Raw genomic sequence first — 17,502 nt, 5'->3', positions numbered from 1 at the left:
GTAATTCCGCGCGAGTGCTGTCCGAAAAGCGGTGAGGCCCGCACCCATGACTCGGGTACGGGCCTGTAGCCGTTGACTCAGTCCTTGGACCTCCGCTGGACAGGGCCGCGCACGTCGCGACCCGTACCGCCAGGAGTGCCGGTCAGCTCGCGACGAGTTCGCTCTCGTCGACGTCGACCGACCGCTCGTACTCCTCCTTGGCGGTCTCCAGCAGCTCGCGCCACGATTGCACATCCGGCCGCCGCCGCAGCAGAGCTCTACGCTCCCGCTCGGTCATCCCACCCCAGACACCGAATTCGATCCGGTTGTCGAGAGCGTCAGCGAGACACTCGGTCCGCACCGGGCAGCCGCGACAGATGAGCTTGGCTCTGTTCTGCGCCGCCCCCTGGACGAACAGGGCGTCCGGATCCGCGTTACGGCAGGCGGCGCGGGCGGTCCAATCCGTGATCCACATCTTGGCCCCACTCCCCTAGGGTCTGTGTCGATTTGCGCTCCTTGGCCGGACGGGCGCGGACGTCAGGCCGCCAAACGAAAGCCGTGGGGAAGAACTTACGGAAGCGAGGCACGATTCAACAGCCCCCGATGGGCCCATTCTCGATATAGCCCACCGGGGCCATACCGCCGGAACGGACTAGTTACCTGTAGTTGACGGCCCAGACACCACGACGGTTGTCGTGGAGGGCACGGATCGGGTGATTGTTCCGCTCCGCGCGGCGTCCCGCGCCGTCCCGGCGACGCCCACGACGCCCGCGCGACGCGAACGAGACGGCCATGCGACGGCCATACGGCGCGGACGAGGCGGCGTGCGCGCCCCGCGCACCCGGCCGTCGCGCGCCGGGCCCGGCGAAGATCGCACCCGGGGCCGGCGAAGATCGACGCGGCGAGAAGGGCAAAACGCGGTGTCGCGCGAGACCTGTCCCGAATGCACTGGTCGTCCCGCGTACTCTAGACCCCGTGCACGATGCTGATAGAGATCGGGGTAAGGCGTTCTCGACGCTGTTCCGGCTGTTGGGGGCAGGGGTCGTCGCCGGCGTCCTCGTCGCGTTCATCGCGCTGCCCGGTGTCGGCAGCGCGGGGCTGACCGCGCGCGACGCCGCCAACAACTTCGAGAACATGGACAGCAAGATGAACACGCAGCCGCCGTCCGAACGGACGGTGGTGTACGACGTCAACGGCAAGCCCGTCGCGTCGTTCTTCGACAAGTACCGCGAGTCGGTACGGCTCGACCAGGTCGCGCCCATCATGCGGCAGGCGATCGTCGACATCGAGGACTCGCGCTTCTACCAGCACGGCGCGCTCGACCTGAAGGGCACGATCCGCGCGTTCGCCTCCAACGTGGAGTCCGAGCAGACGCAGGGCGGCTCGACCCTCACCCAGCAGTACGTGAAGAACATGCTCGTCGACAGCGCGACGACGCCGGAGGAGTACAAGGAGGTCACCGCCCCGACGGTCGGGCGCAAGCTGCGCGAGCTGCGCTTCGCCCTCGACGTCGAGAAGCGGATGACCAAGAACGACATCCTCCAGGGCTACCTCAACGTCGCGTACTTCAGCGCCGGGGCCTACGGCGTGCAGGCCGCCTCCAAGCGCTACTTCAGCAAGCCCGCGTCCAAGCTCACCCTGGAGCAGGCCGCGCTGCTGGCGGGCATCACGCAGAACCCGACGGCGTACGACCCGATCCGCAACCCGAAGGACGCGCGCAAGCGCCGCGACGTCGTCCTCTACCGGATGCTCCAGCTCGGGCACATCACCAAGCAGCAGGCCGACGCGGCCGCCGCCAAGCCGATCGAGCTGAACCGCACCGACCCCGTGGGCGGCTGCGAGACGAGCAACGCGCCGTACTTCTGCGAGTACGTGAAGTACGACATGCTCAACATCCTGTCCAAGGGCAAGTACTGGTCGCTGCAGCCGAAGCAGCGCCAGAACATCGTCAACAAGCTCAACCGGGGCGGCTACACGGTCCGCACCACCCTCGACATGAAGGCCCAGAACGCCGTCGACCGCGCGCTGCGCGGGCAGGTGCCGCCCCCGGCAACCGGGTCGGCGCGGAGGCCATGGTCGAGCCGGGCACGGGCAGGCTGAAGGCCCTCGGCGTGAGCAAGCGGTTCGGTGCGGGCAAGCGGCGCACGACCATCAACCTCGCGGCCGACTCCGCGCACGGCGGCGGCAGCGGCGTGTCCGCGGGCTCGACGTTCAAGGTGTTCACGCTCCTCGCGGCGCTCGACCAGGGCGTCCCGGTCAGCACCAACATCAACTCCCCGCAGACCATGGGCATCTCGGGCTACCAGCCGTGCAAGTACACGGGCATGTTCGGCGGCAAGAAGTACAACAACGAGATGCTGGGCGGCGGCTCCTGGCCGTCCGTCTCCAACGCGGGCGACAGCGAGGCCGGCAACTTCAACCTCAAGACCGGCACCTGGCACTCGGTCAACACGTTCTACGCGCAGCTCGAGAAGCGCGTCGGCGTCTGCAACGCCATCAAGATGGCCGAGAAGTTCGGCATGAGGCGCGCCGACGGCAACGCGCTCGCCCCGATCCCCTCGCAGGTCCTCGGCACCAACGAGATCGACATGGTGCACCTGGCCGCCGCCTACGCGGGCCTCGCGGCGCGCGGCAAGTACTGCGCGCCGATCTCCGTCACCGAGGTCGTGGACGGCGCGGGCAAGAAGCTGAAGCTCCCCAAGCAGGACTGCCACCAGGCCGTCGACGAGCCCATCGCCGACAAGGTCAACTCGATCCTCAAGGGCGTCCTGACGAAGGGCACCGCGAAGGGCCGCAGCATCGGCCGTCCCGCCGCGGGCAAGACCGGCACCTGTGAAGAGCACTCCTGCGCGGTCTTCGCCGGGCACACCCCCAACCTCGCCGCCGCCACCGCCTACTGGGACTACCGCGGCCCGGTGCAGTACAAGGTGTACGGCGTGTTCGGCGCCGACACCCCCGGGGCCATGTGGCAGCAGAGCATGCAGAACGCGCTCGCGGGCAAGCCCGCCCCCGAGTTCGCCCAGCCGACCGAGGACTTCGGCGACACCACGACCGTCCCGAAGGTCAAGGGCCTGCCGCTCGCCGCGGCCAAGGCCAAGTTGCAGGGCGCCGACCTCCAGGTCAAGGTCTCCCCGCGCCCGGTCGAGGCCGACCAGCCGAAGGGCACGGTCGCGGCCACGTCCCCCGACGCGGGCACCGAGACCGCCCCCGGAACGACCGTCATCATCTATCTGAGCAGCGGCAAGAAACGCGACGACCACGGCGGCGACAAGCCGGACGACGGCGGCTGGCCCCCCTGGGGCGGCGACTGACGCGAAAGGGCCCGGCTCCTCGGAGCCGGGCCCTTCGGCGTTCTCAGCCCGCGAGCTGGCGCTTGACCTCCGCCGAGACGCGTCCGCCCTCGGCACGCCCCGCGACCTTGGGGTTGACGGCCTTCATGACCTGCCCGATCGCCCGCGGCCCCGCCGCGCCGGTCTCCGCGATGGCGTCGGCGACGAGCGCGGTCAGCTCCTCGTCGCCCAGCTGCGCCGGAAGGTACTCCTCCAGGACGGCGCCCTCGTCCCGTTCGTTCTGCGCCTGCTCGGTACGGCCCGCGTCCGCGAACGCCGTGGCCGCCTCCCGGCGCTTCTTGGCCTCCCGCCCGAGCACCTTCACCACGTCGTCGTCGGACAGCTCGCGCGACCGCTTGCCGGCGACCTCCTCGTTCTTGACCGCGGTGAGGGCCATGCGCAGCGTGCGGGTACGCACCTCGTCGCGGGCCTTCATCGCGGTCGAAAGGTCGGTTTCCAGCTTCTCCTTCAGGGCACTCATGCTCACATCATGCCCGTACGCGCACCGGGGCCTCACCAGGATTACGGCGCGATTCGGCAGGGGCGTCCCCGTCTGGGAGCATGGGACCGGGCCCGCCACGGGGCCCTGGAGGGGAGAACCGTGCGGAAGCTCTACGCCGTACCGCTGGGCCTCGCGGGCGCCGGAGCCGCGACCTTCGGGTACGCCTCGCTGATCGAACGGAACTGGTTCCACCTGCGCCGCTTCGACGTCCCGGTGCTGCCCCCGGGCCGTCCCTCGGTCAAGATCCTGCACCTCTCCGACGCGCACCTCACCCCGGGCCGCTCCCGCCTGATCCACTGGGTCCGCTCCCTCGACGCCCTCGAACCCGACCTCGTGGTCAACACCGGCGACACCCTCTCGCACCGCGACGCGATCGGCCCGTTCCTGGACGCCCTCGGCCCCCTCCTCGACCGTCCGGGCGCGTTCGTGTACGGCTCCAACGACCTCTACGCGCCGATCTTCAAGAACCCCCTGCGCTACATCTGGCGCACGTCCAAGTCCGACTACGGCCGCCGCCGCCGCGAGCCCGACCTCCCGTACCGCGAGCTCGGCTCGTCCCTCCAGGCCGCCGGCTGGCTCGACCTCAACAACCGCATCGGCCGCCTCAAGGTCGGCGGCCTCGACGTCGAGTTCGGCGGCATCGACGACTCCCACATCGACCGCGACCGCTACGACAAGATCGCGGGCCCGGTCGACCCCCAGGCCGACGTCCACCTCGGCGTCATGCACTCCCCCGAACCCCGCAACCTCGACCGCTTCGCCGCCGACGGCTACGACCTCCTCTTCGCGGGCCACACCCACGGCGGCCAGGTCTGCGTCCCGTTCTACGGCGCCCTGGCCACCAACTGCGGCATCGACCGCCCCCGCGTCAAGGGCCTGCACCGCCACAACGGCTCCTGGCTCCACGTCTCCGCCGGCCTCGGCACCTCCCCCAAGGCCCCGGTCCGCTTCTGCTGCCCGCCCGAGGCGTCCCTCCTCACCCTCGTCCCCCGCCCGGGAAATTAGGGACGCACCACTCCCCAGCATCCGCTAAAGTGGTCAAGGCGCCGGGAGCACGTACGACTCCCGGGCAGCCACCACCGGGGTGTAGCGCAGCTTGGCAGCGCGCTTCGTTCGGGACGAAGAGGTCGTGGGTTCAAATCCCGCCACCCCGACAGATAACGCCAGGTCAGAGGCCGTTCCCCAGCACAGGGGAACGGCCTTTTGATCGTTTGGCTCTCATCCGGCGCTGGGACTGGACGTCATCAGCTGATCCTGCCCTCAGCGGCGCGGGTAGCGTCCTCACAGATCGATCAGCGGAACCATCGAGTTCAGACAGCTGCCAAGCAGTCACCGATGCGCCGAAGTTGGCAGCCAGGGAACCCCGCCGCGCGGCGTGTAGCGTCCGCTGCGCGGCATGAGCGGAGGTCGTCCGGCGGTGTCCTACCGAAGCGTGGTTCCTCTCGAAACGTTATGTGACACCTACGGCTTGGCCGACGAGGTGATCGGCGATCCGGCCAGGGCCGCGGAGTCCGGCACGCCCGTGTAGTCGGGCAGCTCGATGCCGTTGATCGCGCGCCCGACCAACTCGGTGAACCATGCGCTGGCGAAATCGGGGCGCGGCTCGGCGTCCGCCCCAGGGACGTCGCGACTGCGGGCGTTCAACCGGCCGATCTCCTGATTGGCCTCGACGAACGAGCGCATCCGCGCCTCGTAGCGGGCGAACCCGGTGTCGGGGTCCCATCCGGCGGCGGCCAGCTCTCCGGCCAGCAGGTAGGCGCCGACCAGGGCCAGCCCGGTGCCCTGGCCGGACATCGGCGAGGAGCTGTACGCCGCATCCCCGAGCAGCCCCACCCGTCCACTCGACCAGCGGTCCATCACCACCTGGGCGACCTGGTCGAGGTAGAAGTCCGGGGTGTCGTCCAGGTGCGCGAGGATGTCCGGGGTCAACCAGCCCAGGCCCGCCATCCGCTCGCCCAGCACGACCTTCTGGGCCGCGACGTCACGGTGGTCGACGTCGAAGTCGGCCGAGGGGAAGTAGAACATGGCCATCGCCCGGGTGGCGTCCTGGATGGGCCGCAGGAGGGCAGAGCGCCCGGTCTCCTGGTCTTGGTGCTCGAGCAGCCAGCGGTCCAGACCGAACTCGTTGGGCACACTGTAGAAGGCCAGCACGTGCCCGAGATGGCGGAGGAACCGCTCATGCGGCCCGAAGACCATCGCTCGCAGCTCCGAGTGCAGCCCGTCGGCCCCGACCACGAGGGCGAAGCGCCGCCGGTCGCCGCCCGCGAAGACCACGTCGATGCCGTCCACGTCCTGGGCGAGCCCGGCGATTCGGTCGCCGAAGACGTACTCGACGCCGTCGCGGGTGTCGTCGTAGAGCACCTGGGACAGGTCCCCGCGCAGGATCTCGATGTCCGCGATGAACCCGTCGCCGCCATCGTCGTCGGCACGGAAGGTCTCCAGCACTTGCCCGTCCGCGTCCACGGTGTGTGCTCCGGCGGTGTCGGTGCACGCCGCGCGCACAGCCGCGTCCAGCCCCATGCGCCCGATGACCTCCTTGGCGACCCCGCGCGCGTCCACCGCCTGCCCGCCGGGACGCAGTTCGGGGGCCCGTTCCACCACGGTCACCTCGGCCCCCCGCCGACGCAGCCAGTGGGCCAGCGCGGGTCCCGCGATGCTCGCTCCCGCCACCAACACCTTGGGACCGCTCACCCGCGTCCCCTGCTCGCCAGTCCGAATGGCGTGCTCCTGCTTTGAGTCGCCGACGCTCATCACTGCCCTCCATGTGCTTCCCCGCGCTGGGATGTTCGCAGCACTGGCCCACCGTTATCGGTGTGTCCATCCGTATCGACTACGGATCCGCACAAAGCTCATCGGCACGACCGAAATCGCGTCCGCGGTGCAGCCGAACGAAGGCCGGAACGATCCCCTTCAAGCAGGAGGAGTTGAACAGCCTCGTCCCGGTCAAGCCACCGACCCCTGCTGTCAGGCCGCATCGCGACCCTCTGACACTCCCATGAAGGCCCTTGCGCACTGCGAGTGCGCAGTTGCTCGTGGAACTGTGCACTCCTAGGCTCACTGTTCGTAAAGAGCACTACCTCACACGGCGCACTGGGGAGTTTCACTCATGTCGAATCCGCTGACGAGTGAGGACCCACTTCTCGGCCGCGCGGAGATCGCCGCGCTGGTCGGCGTGAGCCGATCGACCATGGCCTCCTGGGAGGAGCGGGATGCCGGCTTTCCCTCGCCACGGCACTCGAACGGCCAGGACCGCTTCTCCCGGTCGGAGGTCATGAGCTGGCTGGATCAGCGCCCCGTGCCGCCCGAACGGCTCACGGCCGGCGAACCCCTCGGGACCACTTACGGCGATCGGGCAAGACGTAGGGACGGCGCCGGAAAGTCCTCAGCTGGAGAGATGGAACGCCGGTCCGGGGGCCGGTCGCCATACCGCCTTCCGTTCGGCGCGGTCGACGAACCCCGTCCCGAGAACCGCCGGATCGTGACCGAGTTGCTGGACGCGTCCGTGGACCGCGTTCGCGGAGCAGCCAGCGTGCTCGAGTATCTGAGCCTGCTGCTATGTCTGCACTACCTCCGCGGTGCCGCCGCCGATCGGTTCGAGAGATTGGCCGCCCGGGCACGTGCTGTCAACACCCTCGACGAGGCAGCCCTACTGCTGCGGGACATCGGTCGCGAAGCCGACGAGGACCTGTGTGGGCTCGGCGTCCGTCCGAGCATGCAGGAGGCGTTGGGTCGCCTCGAACCCAGGACCGCTCGCGATCTTCGGAACGTCGTGGAAGCGATGAGCAGCCTCGACGAGGACGTGTTCGGACTGATCCTCGATGAGTACGAGCAACGAGCCGCACTGGGCAGTGGCGAGTTCTTCACTCCCCGTGCGGTGGTTCGGGTGATGGCACGGCTGGCTTGTTCGGAGTTCGGCCCCGGGCTGCCGGAATCCATCTACGATCCGTACGCTCGCGACGGCGGATTCCTCATCGAGGCGGTTGCCGCCTGCGCTTTCGATGAAGACGGCCTGCCACGCGAGGAGACCGTGCGGACGTACGGGGAGACCCGGCGCGCCGACACCTGGCGGCTCGCGACCATGAACCTCCTCCTTCACGGCACCGCGCCAGCCATCGCCCTCAAACGCGCAGTCCCATGGGCCGCCGACGCGACGCGCTTCCCCGCGAGCCGTTCGACGTCGTGCTCACCAACCCGCCGTTCAACATGAGCGACCCCGGCCGCGGGGAACGCCGCGATGGCCAGTGGGCGTACGGGGCTCCACCCCTCGACAACGACAACTTCGCCTGGCTGCAGCATTGCTTGTCCATGCTGAGCACAAGAGGCCGAGCCGGAATCATCATGCCCAACAAGGCGGGGAATTCGGGTAACAAGTCAGAGCGCGCCATCCGCCGGAACCTGGTGGAGTCCGGAGTCGTCGACTGTGTCATCGCCCTCCCCGCTCGGTTGTTCACTGGAACCGCCGTTCCGGTCTCAGTGTGGCTGCTCCGTCATCCCAGCTCACCGTGCGACAGCACGCTGTTCCTCGACGCACGGCATATGGGTGCGCAAAACGGCTCGCGCCGAACCTTGAGCGCTCTGGACGCGGAGACGCTCCTCGATGCCTATCGCACCCACAGGAGCCCGGAGAAGGCCGCAGTCCGGCTTGAGACGTCGGCTACGGGGGAGCAGGTGCCCGCCGCTCTGGTCTCCCAGAAAACACTGAGGCGCAGCGACTACTCCCTCAACCCTCTTGACCATGTCGAACGCCGGGGAGGCAAAGGCGAGAACTCCGAGCACGACCTCAAGACTGCCTGGAAACGGCAAGGCGATGCTGAGAGGCACCTTCGTGACGTCCAGGCCGCCGTTGCCCAGCTGCCGTTCGTCGGGGACCGGGAACCGCCGCCCCGAAGAAGACGACCTAACGCTATGTTCACCCTCAACTCACTGTGCGACATTCAGGCAGGCCCCTCCTATTCCAAGTTGGGCAAGGCCCAGCGCGGTGAGGGCGGGCCGGTCCCAGTCGTCTTCCCGCGGCATCTGAGGGACCGGCGCATCAGCGATGAGAAGGACGAGCGCGTCTCAGAGGCCACGGCCCGCTGGCTGACGGGCTTCGAATTGCGAGCGGGGGACATCGTGTGCGTCCGTTCCGGCGCGATCGTTCCGCCAGCTCTGGTGCGGGAGCATCAGGCTGGTTGGCTGATGAGCCCGAACATCATCCGGCTCCGCGTACTCCCGGAACACCAGGGCCGGGTACTGCCGGAGTACCTGTTCCACTACCTGTGCCTGGACGGATCCGTCGCCTGGATGCGTGATCGAGCCGCGGCCACCGCGGCCCCATCGCTGCGGACCGAGTCCCTCGGGACCCTGCGGATTCCTCTACCGGATCTGACCGAGCAACTGGAGATCGCGGGCGCACTCGACGGCCTGGACGAGCTGGACTGCGCGTACCGAACCGCAGCCGCCTCTTTGCGGCACACCCGCACCACCCTGGCCAGCGCGCTGCTGGACGCGCCCGCCGAACCAGACCCTGGGATCAGCGCCCACCACCGACCTGAGAAGGAAGCGTCGCTGTGAACACCCCACACCAACCGTCCGCATCGACGACTCCGCTCCCGTCGAGACCTGAGCCGCCGAACAGCGCCTGGATCCCTTGGCTCCTGGTCATGGTGCTGTTCTCTGCTCTCATCGCGGTGTGCGTCGGCTTCCTCAAGGCACTCGACGGCAGTCCGGCCACCGATGCCGTCCTCTCGGCAGGCGCGGCATTCGGAGGCGCCGCGCTGCTGTGCCTGGCCGTGGTCCCGGTCGTCCAGCAACTGCGGCAACGCCGCTAAGCGGCATGAGCCGATGTTGTTTTGGTCGGTGGCGCTGCCAGGGAGGCTGTGGATCACGCTAGGACATGGCTGCCAGGACTGTCTGGATCACCCCGGCGATCGTAGCGATGATCGTGAGAAATGTGATGAGGGTCTGTTTCGAATCGATGGTGGCCGGTTCGGTTTCAGGTGCCGAAGCAGGCGGGGCCGGCTGTTGCCCTGGGCGTGGCGCCGGTGCGCTGAATTGCCGAGGAGGGCGCCGGAAACCCAGCATCCGAAGCAGTGCATCGTTCTTGTAAACCGCATGTGAGGACTCGCGCTTGCACGCGATCAGACGCCCGTTTGCTGGATTCTTGCAGGGCCACCCCTTGCTCGTTTCCACACCGCAGAGCGTGGGAACTGCGCACAGTTCATAGTAGGCGAGTGTCAAGATCGGCAGGATCCAGAGTTCCGGAGAACCCGACTGCCACGCGAATACTGCCAACAAGATGACCGCGCCCCACCAGATCAGAACGGTGTTTCGCCGCTTCTGGGATTGGGTCTGTCGTCGCGCCATATTTTCGTCTCCCCGCCGATCCTGCCAGACGGAGGCAGCGTAGGCACCGGAGGCCGTGCAGTAAATGCACTTTGACACACTGCGCAACTAAGTTGCCAATGAGACGTAATGTGACGATCGTTGCTGGTGATGCGGGCTATCCGCTGGCACGATTGCGAGGGCTGTGAGGGCAATTGCGGGTTTGAAGTCGAGCTCAGCGACAGCCAGGGCGGAAATCCAGATCTTGCGGCGGAAGCAGTCGCTGGGGATGTCGCCGTCCGTCTCGCGGGTGCCGGAGGATCGGGGGTTGTCCTTGCCCTTGGCCCGGCGTTCAGCTCGGTAGAGCGCAAAGGCTGTCTTGCAGTGGGGCAGCGGCGCTTGCCAGCGGTGTAGGCGCTGAGGGTGGCGTGACGGTAGCTGCGGCCTTTGTCGTTCGGTTGGGACATCCCTAGGTCGTCGGGGTCTGGAGCCGCTCCGTGCTGGTGCGGGGCTTGGTGGTGACTTGGCGGAGGGCGAAGAAGAGGGAGGGCGGCAGCATAAGGGGCGACTCGACGGTAATTGCGGTGGGAAGTCGGTGGAGTTTTGCAAGTCAGAGGCTTCGTGATCAGACTGTCTGACCGGACAGGGCACGGGACGTGATGTTGCCGCAGGGCGCTTTAGATTTTGGATTTGGTGTGGGCTTGCTGGGTCCAGGTGGTGTGGCGGGAGTGGGCTTCGGTGAGGAGGAGGTTGCGGAGGTGGGCGCGGGTTTGGCCGCGGGTTTTGGTGGCGTGGCAGTTGGGGCATAGGGCGATCATTTGGCTGGGGTGGTCGCGGCCCCAGTTCGCGCGGTTTTCGAGGTGGTCGACTTCCAGGATCGGCTCGCCGTGGTCTGTTACGTCGGCGGGTTGGCCGGTGCACAAGGGGTTCTCGCAACAGCCTCGGCTGCGGGGGAGTACGGCTTTTACCGCGGTTGTGGAGCGTACGGGTCGTTCGTTGGTCGTACGGGTGGTGCGGTCGTGGTCGCCGCGGGCTTCGGCGGCCTCGACGCTGTGGCAGAGGCGCTGGTAGGTCTCGAAGTCTTGGGGGTGGGTGTGAGGGTTTGCTTTTGGGGGGTCAAGACCTACTTCTTTGAGTAGGGCTTGGGGGATTTCGCCGTTGAAGAAGCGTTGGGCGAGTTCTGCTATGGCTTCGGTGCGTGCTTCTTCGGTGGAGGCTGTTAGTTCGTACGCCCAGGTGGATAGGCCGCTGGATGGGTTGTGCTGTTCTAGCCAGCCGAGGGGCTCTCCATGGGCGGGTGGAGCGGCTCCGTCGGGGCCGTGGAGTTCCCATAGGTCGGTGCGGGCCAGGGCGAGGATTGGGAACTCTGGATGGGGCCTTGAACTCGGCTGGCCGTATGCGCGTAGGAGGCCGCGAAGTTCTAGGTGAGCTGAGTTCCAGGGGACTAGGCGCGGGGCGCGGTGAGCGGCGCGGCCTAGCGCCCAGAGGAGGGTGATCGGCTGGTGTCTGGCAGGTCCGTTTGCGGTGCTGGCGACGCGTAGGCCCTTCAACTGGTCCTTGAGTTGTTGAAGGGATGGAGGAGGGGCCTTGGCGGCCACCTTGAAGTCCAGGCGGGTGAGGAGTCGTACGACGGTTTGGAGGCCGCCGGAGAATTCGTTGGCGTTCAGTGGGCGGCCCGCTACGGAACGGTAGGCCACGCCCACGATGGCTTTGGAGTCGTAATGGACGTCGTTGTGGTGCAGGAAGTAGCGACGCGCGGGGTCGTAGCCGTACTTCTTGAGGAAGCGGTCCCGCCCCAGGCGGTCGCACTTGGCGATCGTCTCCAGCACGGCTTCGCGTGTAATGGGCGAGAGGTCCATGGAGGGAGGTTATGCCCGGGTCCGGGCGGTTCGCGGGTGGTCGGGAATGCACTGGGTGGGGGTGGGAGGTGGCCGGGGGGTGAGGGATTGAGACCGGTTGGGGGCTGTTCGGGGACAAGGGGGGTTTTGGGGGTCAGGCTGGGTGGGGGGCGGAGTCGCCCCTACGGTGAGCAGAGGAGAGCGCCATGGACGATTACGTCGTCTCGATCATCCGCACGTGGGTGCCCGTCGCCGTTGGGACGGCGCTGACCTGGCTCGCGCGGGAGCTCGGGATCGTTCTCGACAAGGACACCAGTGCCATGGCCACGACGGTCGCGGTCGCGCTGGTGATCGCGGTGTACTACGCGGCGGCGCGGGCGGTGGAGCAGCGGTGGCCGGCCGTTGGGCGGGTGCTGGTGGCGCTGGGGCTGCGGAAGAGCCCGCAGTACGTCGTGGCGAAGTCGGTTCGGCGGTCGGCGCAGGCCGGTTGAGGCGGGGGTTCGCTGCGGCGAGGTGCTTCAGGCGGAGGGGTTGGCGGTTGTTCCTTCGGTGCTGAGCAGGATCAGGGTGCTGGACAAAGGGAGGGACAGGCCGTTCTGGAGGGCGGCGCGTACGCCTGCCAGGGAGGCGGCGCCGCAGGGGCCTGCGGGGACGCCCAGCGCGGCGAGGTCGTGGGCGGCGCGGACGGCGTCGGCGTCGGTGATCGCGACTGCGGCGTCCAGGCCGTTGCGCAGGTAGGGCCAGGCGATGCTGGACGGGGTGGCGCAGTTGAGGCCCGCCATGATCGTGGCGCCGGTCGGAATGGTGGTGGGGTGGTCGTTGTGGAGGGCCGTGAGGACGCAGGCCGCTGAGCGGGGTTCGACGGAGAGCAGGGTGGGGGCGAACGGCCCGCTGCGGTAATGGGTCACTGCCGCCTGGGCCAGGGAACCGACACCGACGGGGACAGCGATCAGGGACGCGGCGGTGCCGAGTTGGGCGTCGATCTCGGCGAAGAGGGTGCTGTAGCCCTCGACGATCCAGCGGGGAACGTCCTCGTAGCCCGGCCAGGCCGTGTCCTGGACGAGGAGGTCGGACGGGCCCGCTGTCGAGGCGGCGTGGCGGACTGCTTTGTCGTAGGTGGTGTTTAGGGTGACCAGGGTTGCGCCTTCGGCCTCGATGGCGGCGCGGGCTTCGGGGTGGACACCGTTCGGGACGTAGATCAGGGAGTCGAGGCCGAGGCGGCGTGCCATGGCGGCGACGGCGCGGCCGTGGTTGCCGTCGGTCGCGGTGATCAGGCGTACGGGTGGAAGGTCCGTCAGGCGGGCGAGGTCGCCGTCGGGGGGCACGTCGTGGTGCCGGCAGAGGGCCCGGTAGACGCCCCAGGACGCGCCAAGGATCTTGAACGCGGGGAGGCCGAGGCGGGACGACTCGTCCTTGACGAAGACGTGGGCCACGCCGAGTTCGGAGGCTAGTGCGGGTGTTTCGAGGAGGGGGGTCGGGGCGTAGCCGGGGAGGGACCGGTGGAACGCGGCCACGTCGGTCGGCGCGGGAGGGCAGCGCCACGTTCGGGCCTCTGGGCGTGCGTACCAGGTGGGGGTCCGCGGGGGCGAGTCCTTGAGGCGTGGCATGGGTTCACGGTGCCGTAGGGGCGATCGGTGGGTCCAGCGAATGTTTTCGAGGGATAGTCGTTAGGAAATCCGAACGGGGGGGTGTCGTGCTCGACCTGCATCGGCTGCGGCTCCTGCGGGAGCTGAAGCATCGCGGGACGCTCGCGGCGGTGGCCGCGGCGCTCTCGTACAGTCCCTCGTCGATCTCCCAGCAGCTCTCCGTGCTCGAACAGGAGGCGGGGTTCCGCTGCTGGAGCCGGTCGGGCGGCGGGTGCGGCTCACGGCCCAGGCGGAGATCCTCGTCGCGCACACCGAGGCCGTTCTGGAACGGCTCGAACGGGCCGAGGCCGATCTCGCGGCGTCGCTGGAGGGCATCAGCGGGGTACTGCGCGTCGCGGCGTTCCAGACGGCGGCGCTGGCGCTGGTCCCGGCGACGCTGACGCGCTTGAGGGAAGCGCATCCGGGGCTGCGCGTCGAAATCACGCAGACGGAGCCCGAGACCGCGCTTCCGGCCCTGGTGGCGCGCGATTTCGACCTGGTCATCGCCGAGGAGTATCCGGACGACCCCGCGGCCCGTCCGGCGGAGATCGAGCAGGCGGAGCTGTGCCGGGACGAGCTGCGTCTCGCCGTGCCGCGGTCCGCGCTCCGGCGCCTGGACGGACCGGGCGCTTCGCTGGAACGGCTCGCCGACCACCCGTGGGTCATGGAACCGGCGGGTACGGCGTCGCGGCGCTGGGCGACGACCCTGTGCCGCCGGGCCGGATTCGAGCCGGACGTACGTTTCGAGTCCACGGACCTGTTGCTCCACCTGCGGCTCGTTGAGGAGGGGCATGCCGCGGCCTTTCTGCCCGATCTGGTCTGGGACGGGCGTACGGCGTCCGTCGCGCTGCGGCCTTTGCCGGAGGAGCAGGGGGTTCGGCGCTTGTTCACGGCCGTACGACGGGGAAGCGGTCGGCATCCGGCCGTGCGCGCGTACCGCGACGCTCTGCTCGCCGCCGCCGAAGCGCGCACGCGCCCGCGGATGTGGGGTGGCGGGGGGCGGTTTAGGGGTTGGGAACGGCCGCCGGAAGGGCTTGACTGAAGGAGCGCGGGGGCTGCGACGGGGGTCGCGGAACGGCTCCATGCGACGCGTTTTGCCTGCTGGGTGAGGGGCACGAGACCGGTTCGTTCTGTCAGAGGGGGTACGTAGATTGAGTCGATGGGTAGTGTGACGCGATACGGGAGGATGACCGCGCATGAGGGACGAGGGGGCGAGCCCGCAGAGGTGTTGCCCGAGGCGGCTGAAGGGCCGCGGGGCGACTCTCGGGGCGAGCAGGACCTCGTCGAACGGCCGGCGGACCGTCCGGATGCCCTCTGGGTGACGGGAATGTGGCGAAGCCGGTCGGACCTGGACGCCCCATCGGCCCGGGTGCGCGGGAGTGAGGCCGCCGCGGCGGCGAAGGCGCTGGTCGAGAGCGCCCAGATGATCGAACTGAAGCCGATCGGACGCGGGGAACCGGGCTTCTCGCCCGCCTCGTAGGCTCCGGGTGGAGCCACACCTACGGGTTGTATGGGGGCCTTCCCCACCAGGGGTGGGGGTTTTCCCCGATGGCGATGAATTCGTCCGGTCGTCAGAGTCGTAGTCAGCAACAGGGGATGGGAGCCCCTCCGCAGGAAGAAGGCACACGATGTCGAAAACGCTGAGCCTCACCTCGATGACAACGTCAGACCTGGCCCAGGTCCTCTTCACGTCCGGGTTGCAGGCCTCGGCGGACCCGTCCCCCGAACAGGTCCGTACCGCGATAGACGAGCGTCTGTGCGCGTGCGGCGGCGACCGGGCGTCCTGCACGGCGTCCGTCGCGCAGGAGGCGGGCGACCATCCCGACGAGTACGCCGCCCGGATGCGCTGGGCGTTGCACACGGTGACCCGCACGTTCCCGGGGTGCGTGGCCGCCGCCTGAAGGTCCGTCCGAAGAGGAGATGTCCGATGCGTTCTCCGTTCGCCGACAAGACCGAAGAGATCGTCCCGCGCTCGCTCAAGCAGTTGCTCGCCGCCGACGCCGCCGACGCCGCGCCGGACGACGACCGCAAGCGCCGTCCACGCAAGACCAAGACGCTGCGGCGGGTCACCTAGGCGGGCCGCCCGGACCGGAGCACCGTCACCGACGGCCGGGCCGGGCGGCCGCCAAGCCCCTGACCCTCCGCTGCACCTCCGCCGGGTCCTCCTGCTGCACCAGCCGCAGATAGCGGCGCGTCACAGCGGGAGAGCCCCCGGCGGCCGCCATGAACGTGTCGCGCACGTGGCGCACGCCGGGAACGGTCGCGCTCTCGCTGGCGACGCGGTACGCCTCCGACAGCCACCGCAGCGCGTTCGCCGTGCGACGGCGGCGCTTCTCGTACGCCCGCGCGGCCTGGGCGCACGCGTCGCCCGTACGGCCGCCGCCGTCCAGGGCACGGGCGAGTTCCTGGGCGAGGACGTACGCGTCGAGGAGGGCGCTGTTGGCCCCTTGCGCCAGGTGCGGGGCCATCGCGTGCGCGGCGTCGCCGAGCAGGACGAGACGCCCGTCCACCCAGCGGCGGCAGCTCACGGTCTCGATCGGCGTCACGATCAGCTCGTCGAACGAGCCCACGCCGGCCAGGGCGGTGTCGCCGCCGGGGATCATCGACGCCGCCAGCCGGCGTAGCGCGGGCAGGTCGCCCCGGGCCATGGCGTCCCACGCCGCGCCCCGCGAGGCGGATATCGCCAGGTAGGAGACGCCGCCGCCCATCGGCGCGCCCATCGCGATGCCGTGCTCGCTCCAGAACTCGCCAACGTCCGCGGGGAACGGCTCCCCTCCACAAGCGCCCGAACGGTCAACCCCGGCGTCCTGACCCGCCGCGCCCCAAACCCACCGCACGACCGAACGACCGACCCGATCCCGTCCGCGCCCACCACCAGGTCAACACGCGCCAACTCCCGCCCCCCGCCGCTTACGCCTGGGGCTGGGGCTGGGGCGGGGGCGGGGGCTGGCGCTGGGGCTGGGGCTGAGGCGGGGCCGGCGGTCGGGTCGCCACCCGGGGCGGGGTGGACGGTCGAGTCACCGCCCAGGGCCGGGCGGACGGTCGAGTCGGTGTCCAGGGCCGGGCGGACGGTCGGGTCGCCGTCCGGAGCGGGAGGGACTGCGAGATCGCCGCCTGGGGCGGGGTCGGCGGTCCGATCGCCGCCCGGGGCGGGGCGGACGGTCCGACTGCCGTCGGGGGCGGGGCACGCGGTCGGATCGTCGCCCGGGGCGGGGCGGACGGTCGAGACACCGCCCGGGGCCGGACGGACGGTCGGGTCGTCGTCTGGAGCGGGAGGGCCTGCGAGATCGCCGCCTGGGGCGGGGCCGGCGGTCGGATCACCGCCCGGGACGGGGCGGACCGTCCGATCGCCGCCCGGGGCCGGATGGACGGTTGAGTAGCCGCCCAGGGCCGGGCGGACGGTCAGGTCACCGCCCGGGGCGGGACGGACGGTCTCGCCGTCCGTGGCGGGCCGGAGGGGCGGGTCGCCGGCCGGAGCAGGACGGACCCTCAGATCGCTGTCCAGAGCAGGACGGACCCTCAGATCGCTGTCCGGAGCAGGACGGACGGTCAAGTCGCCGTCCGGGGTCGCGTGGACGAGTTCGTGGCCGAAGAGGGTGTCGATCCCTTCATCGGTTTGGACGGCTTCGTGGAGGACGTCGAAGAGGTGGGCGCGGGTGACTCCGAGGGCGTGGTCGAGGCCGTCGCCGAAGTCGGGCAGGGCGGCGCGGCGGGTGCGCGTCCCGAACCGCAGGCCGCCCGCGTCCGTGGCGTACGAACGGCTGGTGAGGCGTTCGCGCAGGCCGAGCCCGTAGAGGACGGCCAGTCCGTTCGGGAACAGCGCGATCGCGGCGCCCACGGGGGCGGGCTCGCGGACGCGTTCAAGGAGGGTCACCCGGGCGCCGGCGCGGGACAGCAGCAGGGCCGCCGCCATGCCCCGATGCCCG

The 17,502-nt window shown here is 69.5% G+C and carries 17 protein-coding genes, 1 tRNA gene and 2 pseudogenes; 12 read left to right on the top strand and 8 right to left on the bottom strand.

The window, feature by feature from the left end; translation table 11 throughout:
• Nucleotides 1–142: 142 nt before the first annotated feature.
• Nucleotides 143–454, bottom strand: coding sequence for a WhiB family transcriptional regulator (locus GEV43_RS15720; protein WP_160821335.1), 312 nt, complete (start codon nt 452–454; stop codon nt 143–145).
• A 500-nt stretch (nt 455–954) separates the two neighbouring features.
• Between GEV43_RS15720 and GEV43_RS15715 the strand changes: the two genes are divergently transcribed.
• Together GEV43_RS15715 and GEV43_RS15710 are read left to right on the top strand one after the other, a co-directional pair.
• The gene (locus GEV43_RS15715; protein ID WP_160821334.1) at nt 955–2,079 is read left to right on the top strand and encodes a transglycosylase domain-containing protein; all 1,125 of its coding nucleotides are present in this window, start codon (nt 955–957) and stop codon (nt 2,077–2,079) included.
• Entirely contained in the window at nt 2,052–3,290 is a 1,239-nt protein-coding gene (locus tag GEV43_RS15710) for a penicillin-binding transpeptidase domain-containing protein (protein ID WP_160821333.1), read from the top strand. The genes GEV43_RS15715 and GEV43_RS15710 overlap by 28 nt, the downstream gene beginning before the upstream one ends.
• Nucleotides 3,291–3,333: 43 nt before the next feature.
• Here the strand turns inward: GEV43_RS15710 and GEV43_RS15705 are convergent, their stop codons facing one another.
• Nucleotides 3,334–3,789, bottom strand: coding sequence for a GatB/YqeY domain-containing protein (locus tag GEV43_RS15705; protein WP_160821332.1), 456 nt, complete (start codon nt 3,787–3,789; stop codon nt 3,334–3,336).
• A gap of 120 nt (nt 3,790–3,909) precedes the next feature.
• Between GEV43_RS15705 and GEV43_RS15700 the strand changes: the two genes are divergently transcribed.
• On the top strand, nt 3,910–4,815 hold the full coding sequence (locus GEV43_RS15700) for a metallophosphoesterase (protein ID WP_309239652.1): 906 nt from the start codon (nt 3,910–3,912) through the stop codon (nt 4,813–4,815).
• Between the two features lie 75 nt (nt 4,816–4,890).
• Nucleotides 4,891–4,964: transfer RNA gene (locus GEV43_RS15695), tRNA-Pro, on the top strand.
• A 307-nt stretch (nt 4,965–5,271) separates the two neighbouring features.
• Here the strand turns inward: GEV43_RS15695 and GEV43_RS15690 are convergent.
• On the bottom strand, nt 5,272–6,480 hold the full coding sequence (locus tag GEV43_RS15690; RefSeq protein WP_206681181.1) for an FAD-dependent monooxygenase: 1,209 nt from the start codon (nt 6,478–6,480) through the stop codon (nt 5,272–5,274).
• 436 nt (nt 6,481–6,916) lie between these two features.
• Here GEV43_RS15690 and GEV43_RS15685 point away from each other — a divergent pair, with 436 nt between their 5' ends.
• From GEV43_RS15685 to GEV43_RS15675, 3 genes are all read left to right on the top strand, one after another.
• Entirely contained in the window at nt 6,917–8,017 is a 1,101-nt protein-coding gene (locus GEV43_RS15685) for an N-6 DNA methylase (protein WP_160821329.1), read from the top strand.
• On the top strand, nt 7,945–9,363 hold the full coding sequence (locus tag GEV43_RS15680; RefSeq protein ID WP_160821328.1) for a type I restriction-modification system subunit M/S: 1,419 nt from the start codon (nt 7,945–7,947) through the stop codon (nt 9,361–9,363). Before GEV43_RS15685 ends, GEV43_RS15680 begins: the two co-directional genes overlap by 73 nt.
• Nucleotides 9,364–9,452: 89 nt before the next feature.
• A complete protein-coding gene (locus GEV43_RS15675; RefSeq protein WP_160821327.1) occupies nt 9,453–9,620 on the top strand; it encodes a hypothetical protein in 168 nt (55 codons plus the stop codon).
• A gap of 58 nt (nt 9,621–9,678) precedes the next feature.
• On the opposite strand, the gene GEV43_RS15670 is transcribed toward GEV43_RS15675, so the two are convergent.
• Entirely contained in the window at nt 9,679–10,155 is a 477-nt protein-coding gene (locus GEV43_RS15670) for a hypothetical protein (protein ID WP_160821326.1), read from the bottom strand.
• 635 nt (nt 10,156–10,790) lie between these two features.
• Entirely contained in the window at nt 10,791–11,972 is a 1,182-nt protein-coding gene (locus GEV43_RS15665; RefSeq protein WP_160821325.1) for an HNH endonuclease signature motif containing protein, read from the bottom strand.
• Between the two features lie 185 nt (nt 11,973–12,157).
• Here GEV43_RS15665 and GEV43_RS15660 point away from each other — a divergent pair, with 185 nt between their 5' ends.
• Nucleotides 12,158–12,442, top strand: coding sequence for a hypothetical protein (locus tag GEV43_RS15660; protein ID WP_160821324.1), 285 nt, complete (start codon nt 12,158–12,160; stop codon nt 12,440–12,442).
• 27 nt (nt 12,443–12,469) lie between these two features.
• Here GEV43_RS15660 and GEV43_RS15655 read toward each other — a convergent pair whose 3' ends face one another.
• Nucleotides 12,470–13,558 carry a pyridoxal-phosphate dependent enzyme gene (locus tag GEV43_RS15655; RefSeq protein ID WP_160821323.1) on the bottom strand — a complete coding sequence of 363 codons (1,089 nt, stop codon included), beginning with the start codon at nt 13,556–13,558 and terminating at the stop codon, nt 12,470–12,472.
• On the opposite strand from GEV43_RS15655, the pseudogene GEV43_RS54875 reads away from it, so the two are divergent.
• The 4 genes and pseudogenes from GEV43_RS54875 to GEV43_RS15640 all read left to right on the top strand — a co-directional run.
• A pseudogene (locus tag GEV43_RS54875) lies at nt 13,552–13,749 on the top strand (hypothetical protein); the annotation flags it as partial. The gene GEV43_RS15655 and the pseudogene GEV43_RS54875 overlap by 7 nt on opposite strands.
• 59 nt (nt 13,750–13,808) lie before the next feature.
• Nucleotides 13,809–14,618 carry a LysR substrate-binding domain-containing protein gene (locus GEV43_RS15650; RefSeq protein WP_309239651.1) on the top strand — a complete coding sequence of 270 codons (810 nt, stop codon included), beginning with the start codon at nt 13,809–13,811 and terminating at the stop codon, nt 14,616–14,618.
• A 613-nt stretch (nt 14,619–15,231) separates the two neighbouring features.
• The gene (locus tag GEV43_RS15645; protein WP_160821322.1) at nt 15,232–15,477 is read left to right on the top strand and encodes a hypothetical protein; all 246 of its coding nucleotides are present in this window, start codon (nt 15,232–15,234) and stop codon (nt 15,475–15,477) included.
• A gap of 26 nt (nt 15,478–15,503) precedes the next feature.
• Nucleotides 15,504–15,650, top strand: a complete 147-nt coding sequence (locus GEV43_RS15640; RefSeq protein ID WP_160821321.1) for a hypothetical protein — start codon at nt 15,504–15,506, stop codon at nt 15,648–15,650.
• A gap of 25 nt (nt 15,651–15,675) precedes the next feature.
• Here GEV43_RS15640 and GEV43_RS15635 read toward each other — a convergent pair whose 3' ends face one another.
• The gene (locus GEV43_RS15635) at nt 15,676–16,296 is read right to left on the bottom strand and encodes an NAD(P)/FAD-dependent oxidoreductase (protein WP_194252518.1); all 621 of its coding nucleotides are present in this window, start codon (nt 16,294–16,296) and stop codon (nt 15,676–15,678) included.
• Between the two features lie 893 nt (nt 16,297–17,189).
• Nucleotides 17,190–17,489 (bottom strand): annotated as a pseudogene (locus GEV43_RS56125) (FAD-dependent oxidoreductase); the annotation flags it as partial.
• Nucleotides 17,490–17,502 lie beyond the last annotated feature (13 nt).

The organism is Actinomadura sp. J1-007 (assembly GCF_009793335.1).
In the GTDB taxonomy this organism is placed as follows: Bacteria; Actinomycetota; Actinomycetes; order Streptosporangiales; family Streptosporangiaceae; genus Spirillospora; species Spirillospora yumaensis.
The sequence above is the reverse complement of the archived record's forward strand: the minus strand, read 5'-3'. Positions and strand labels throughout refer to the sequence as shown.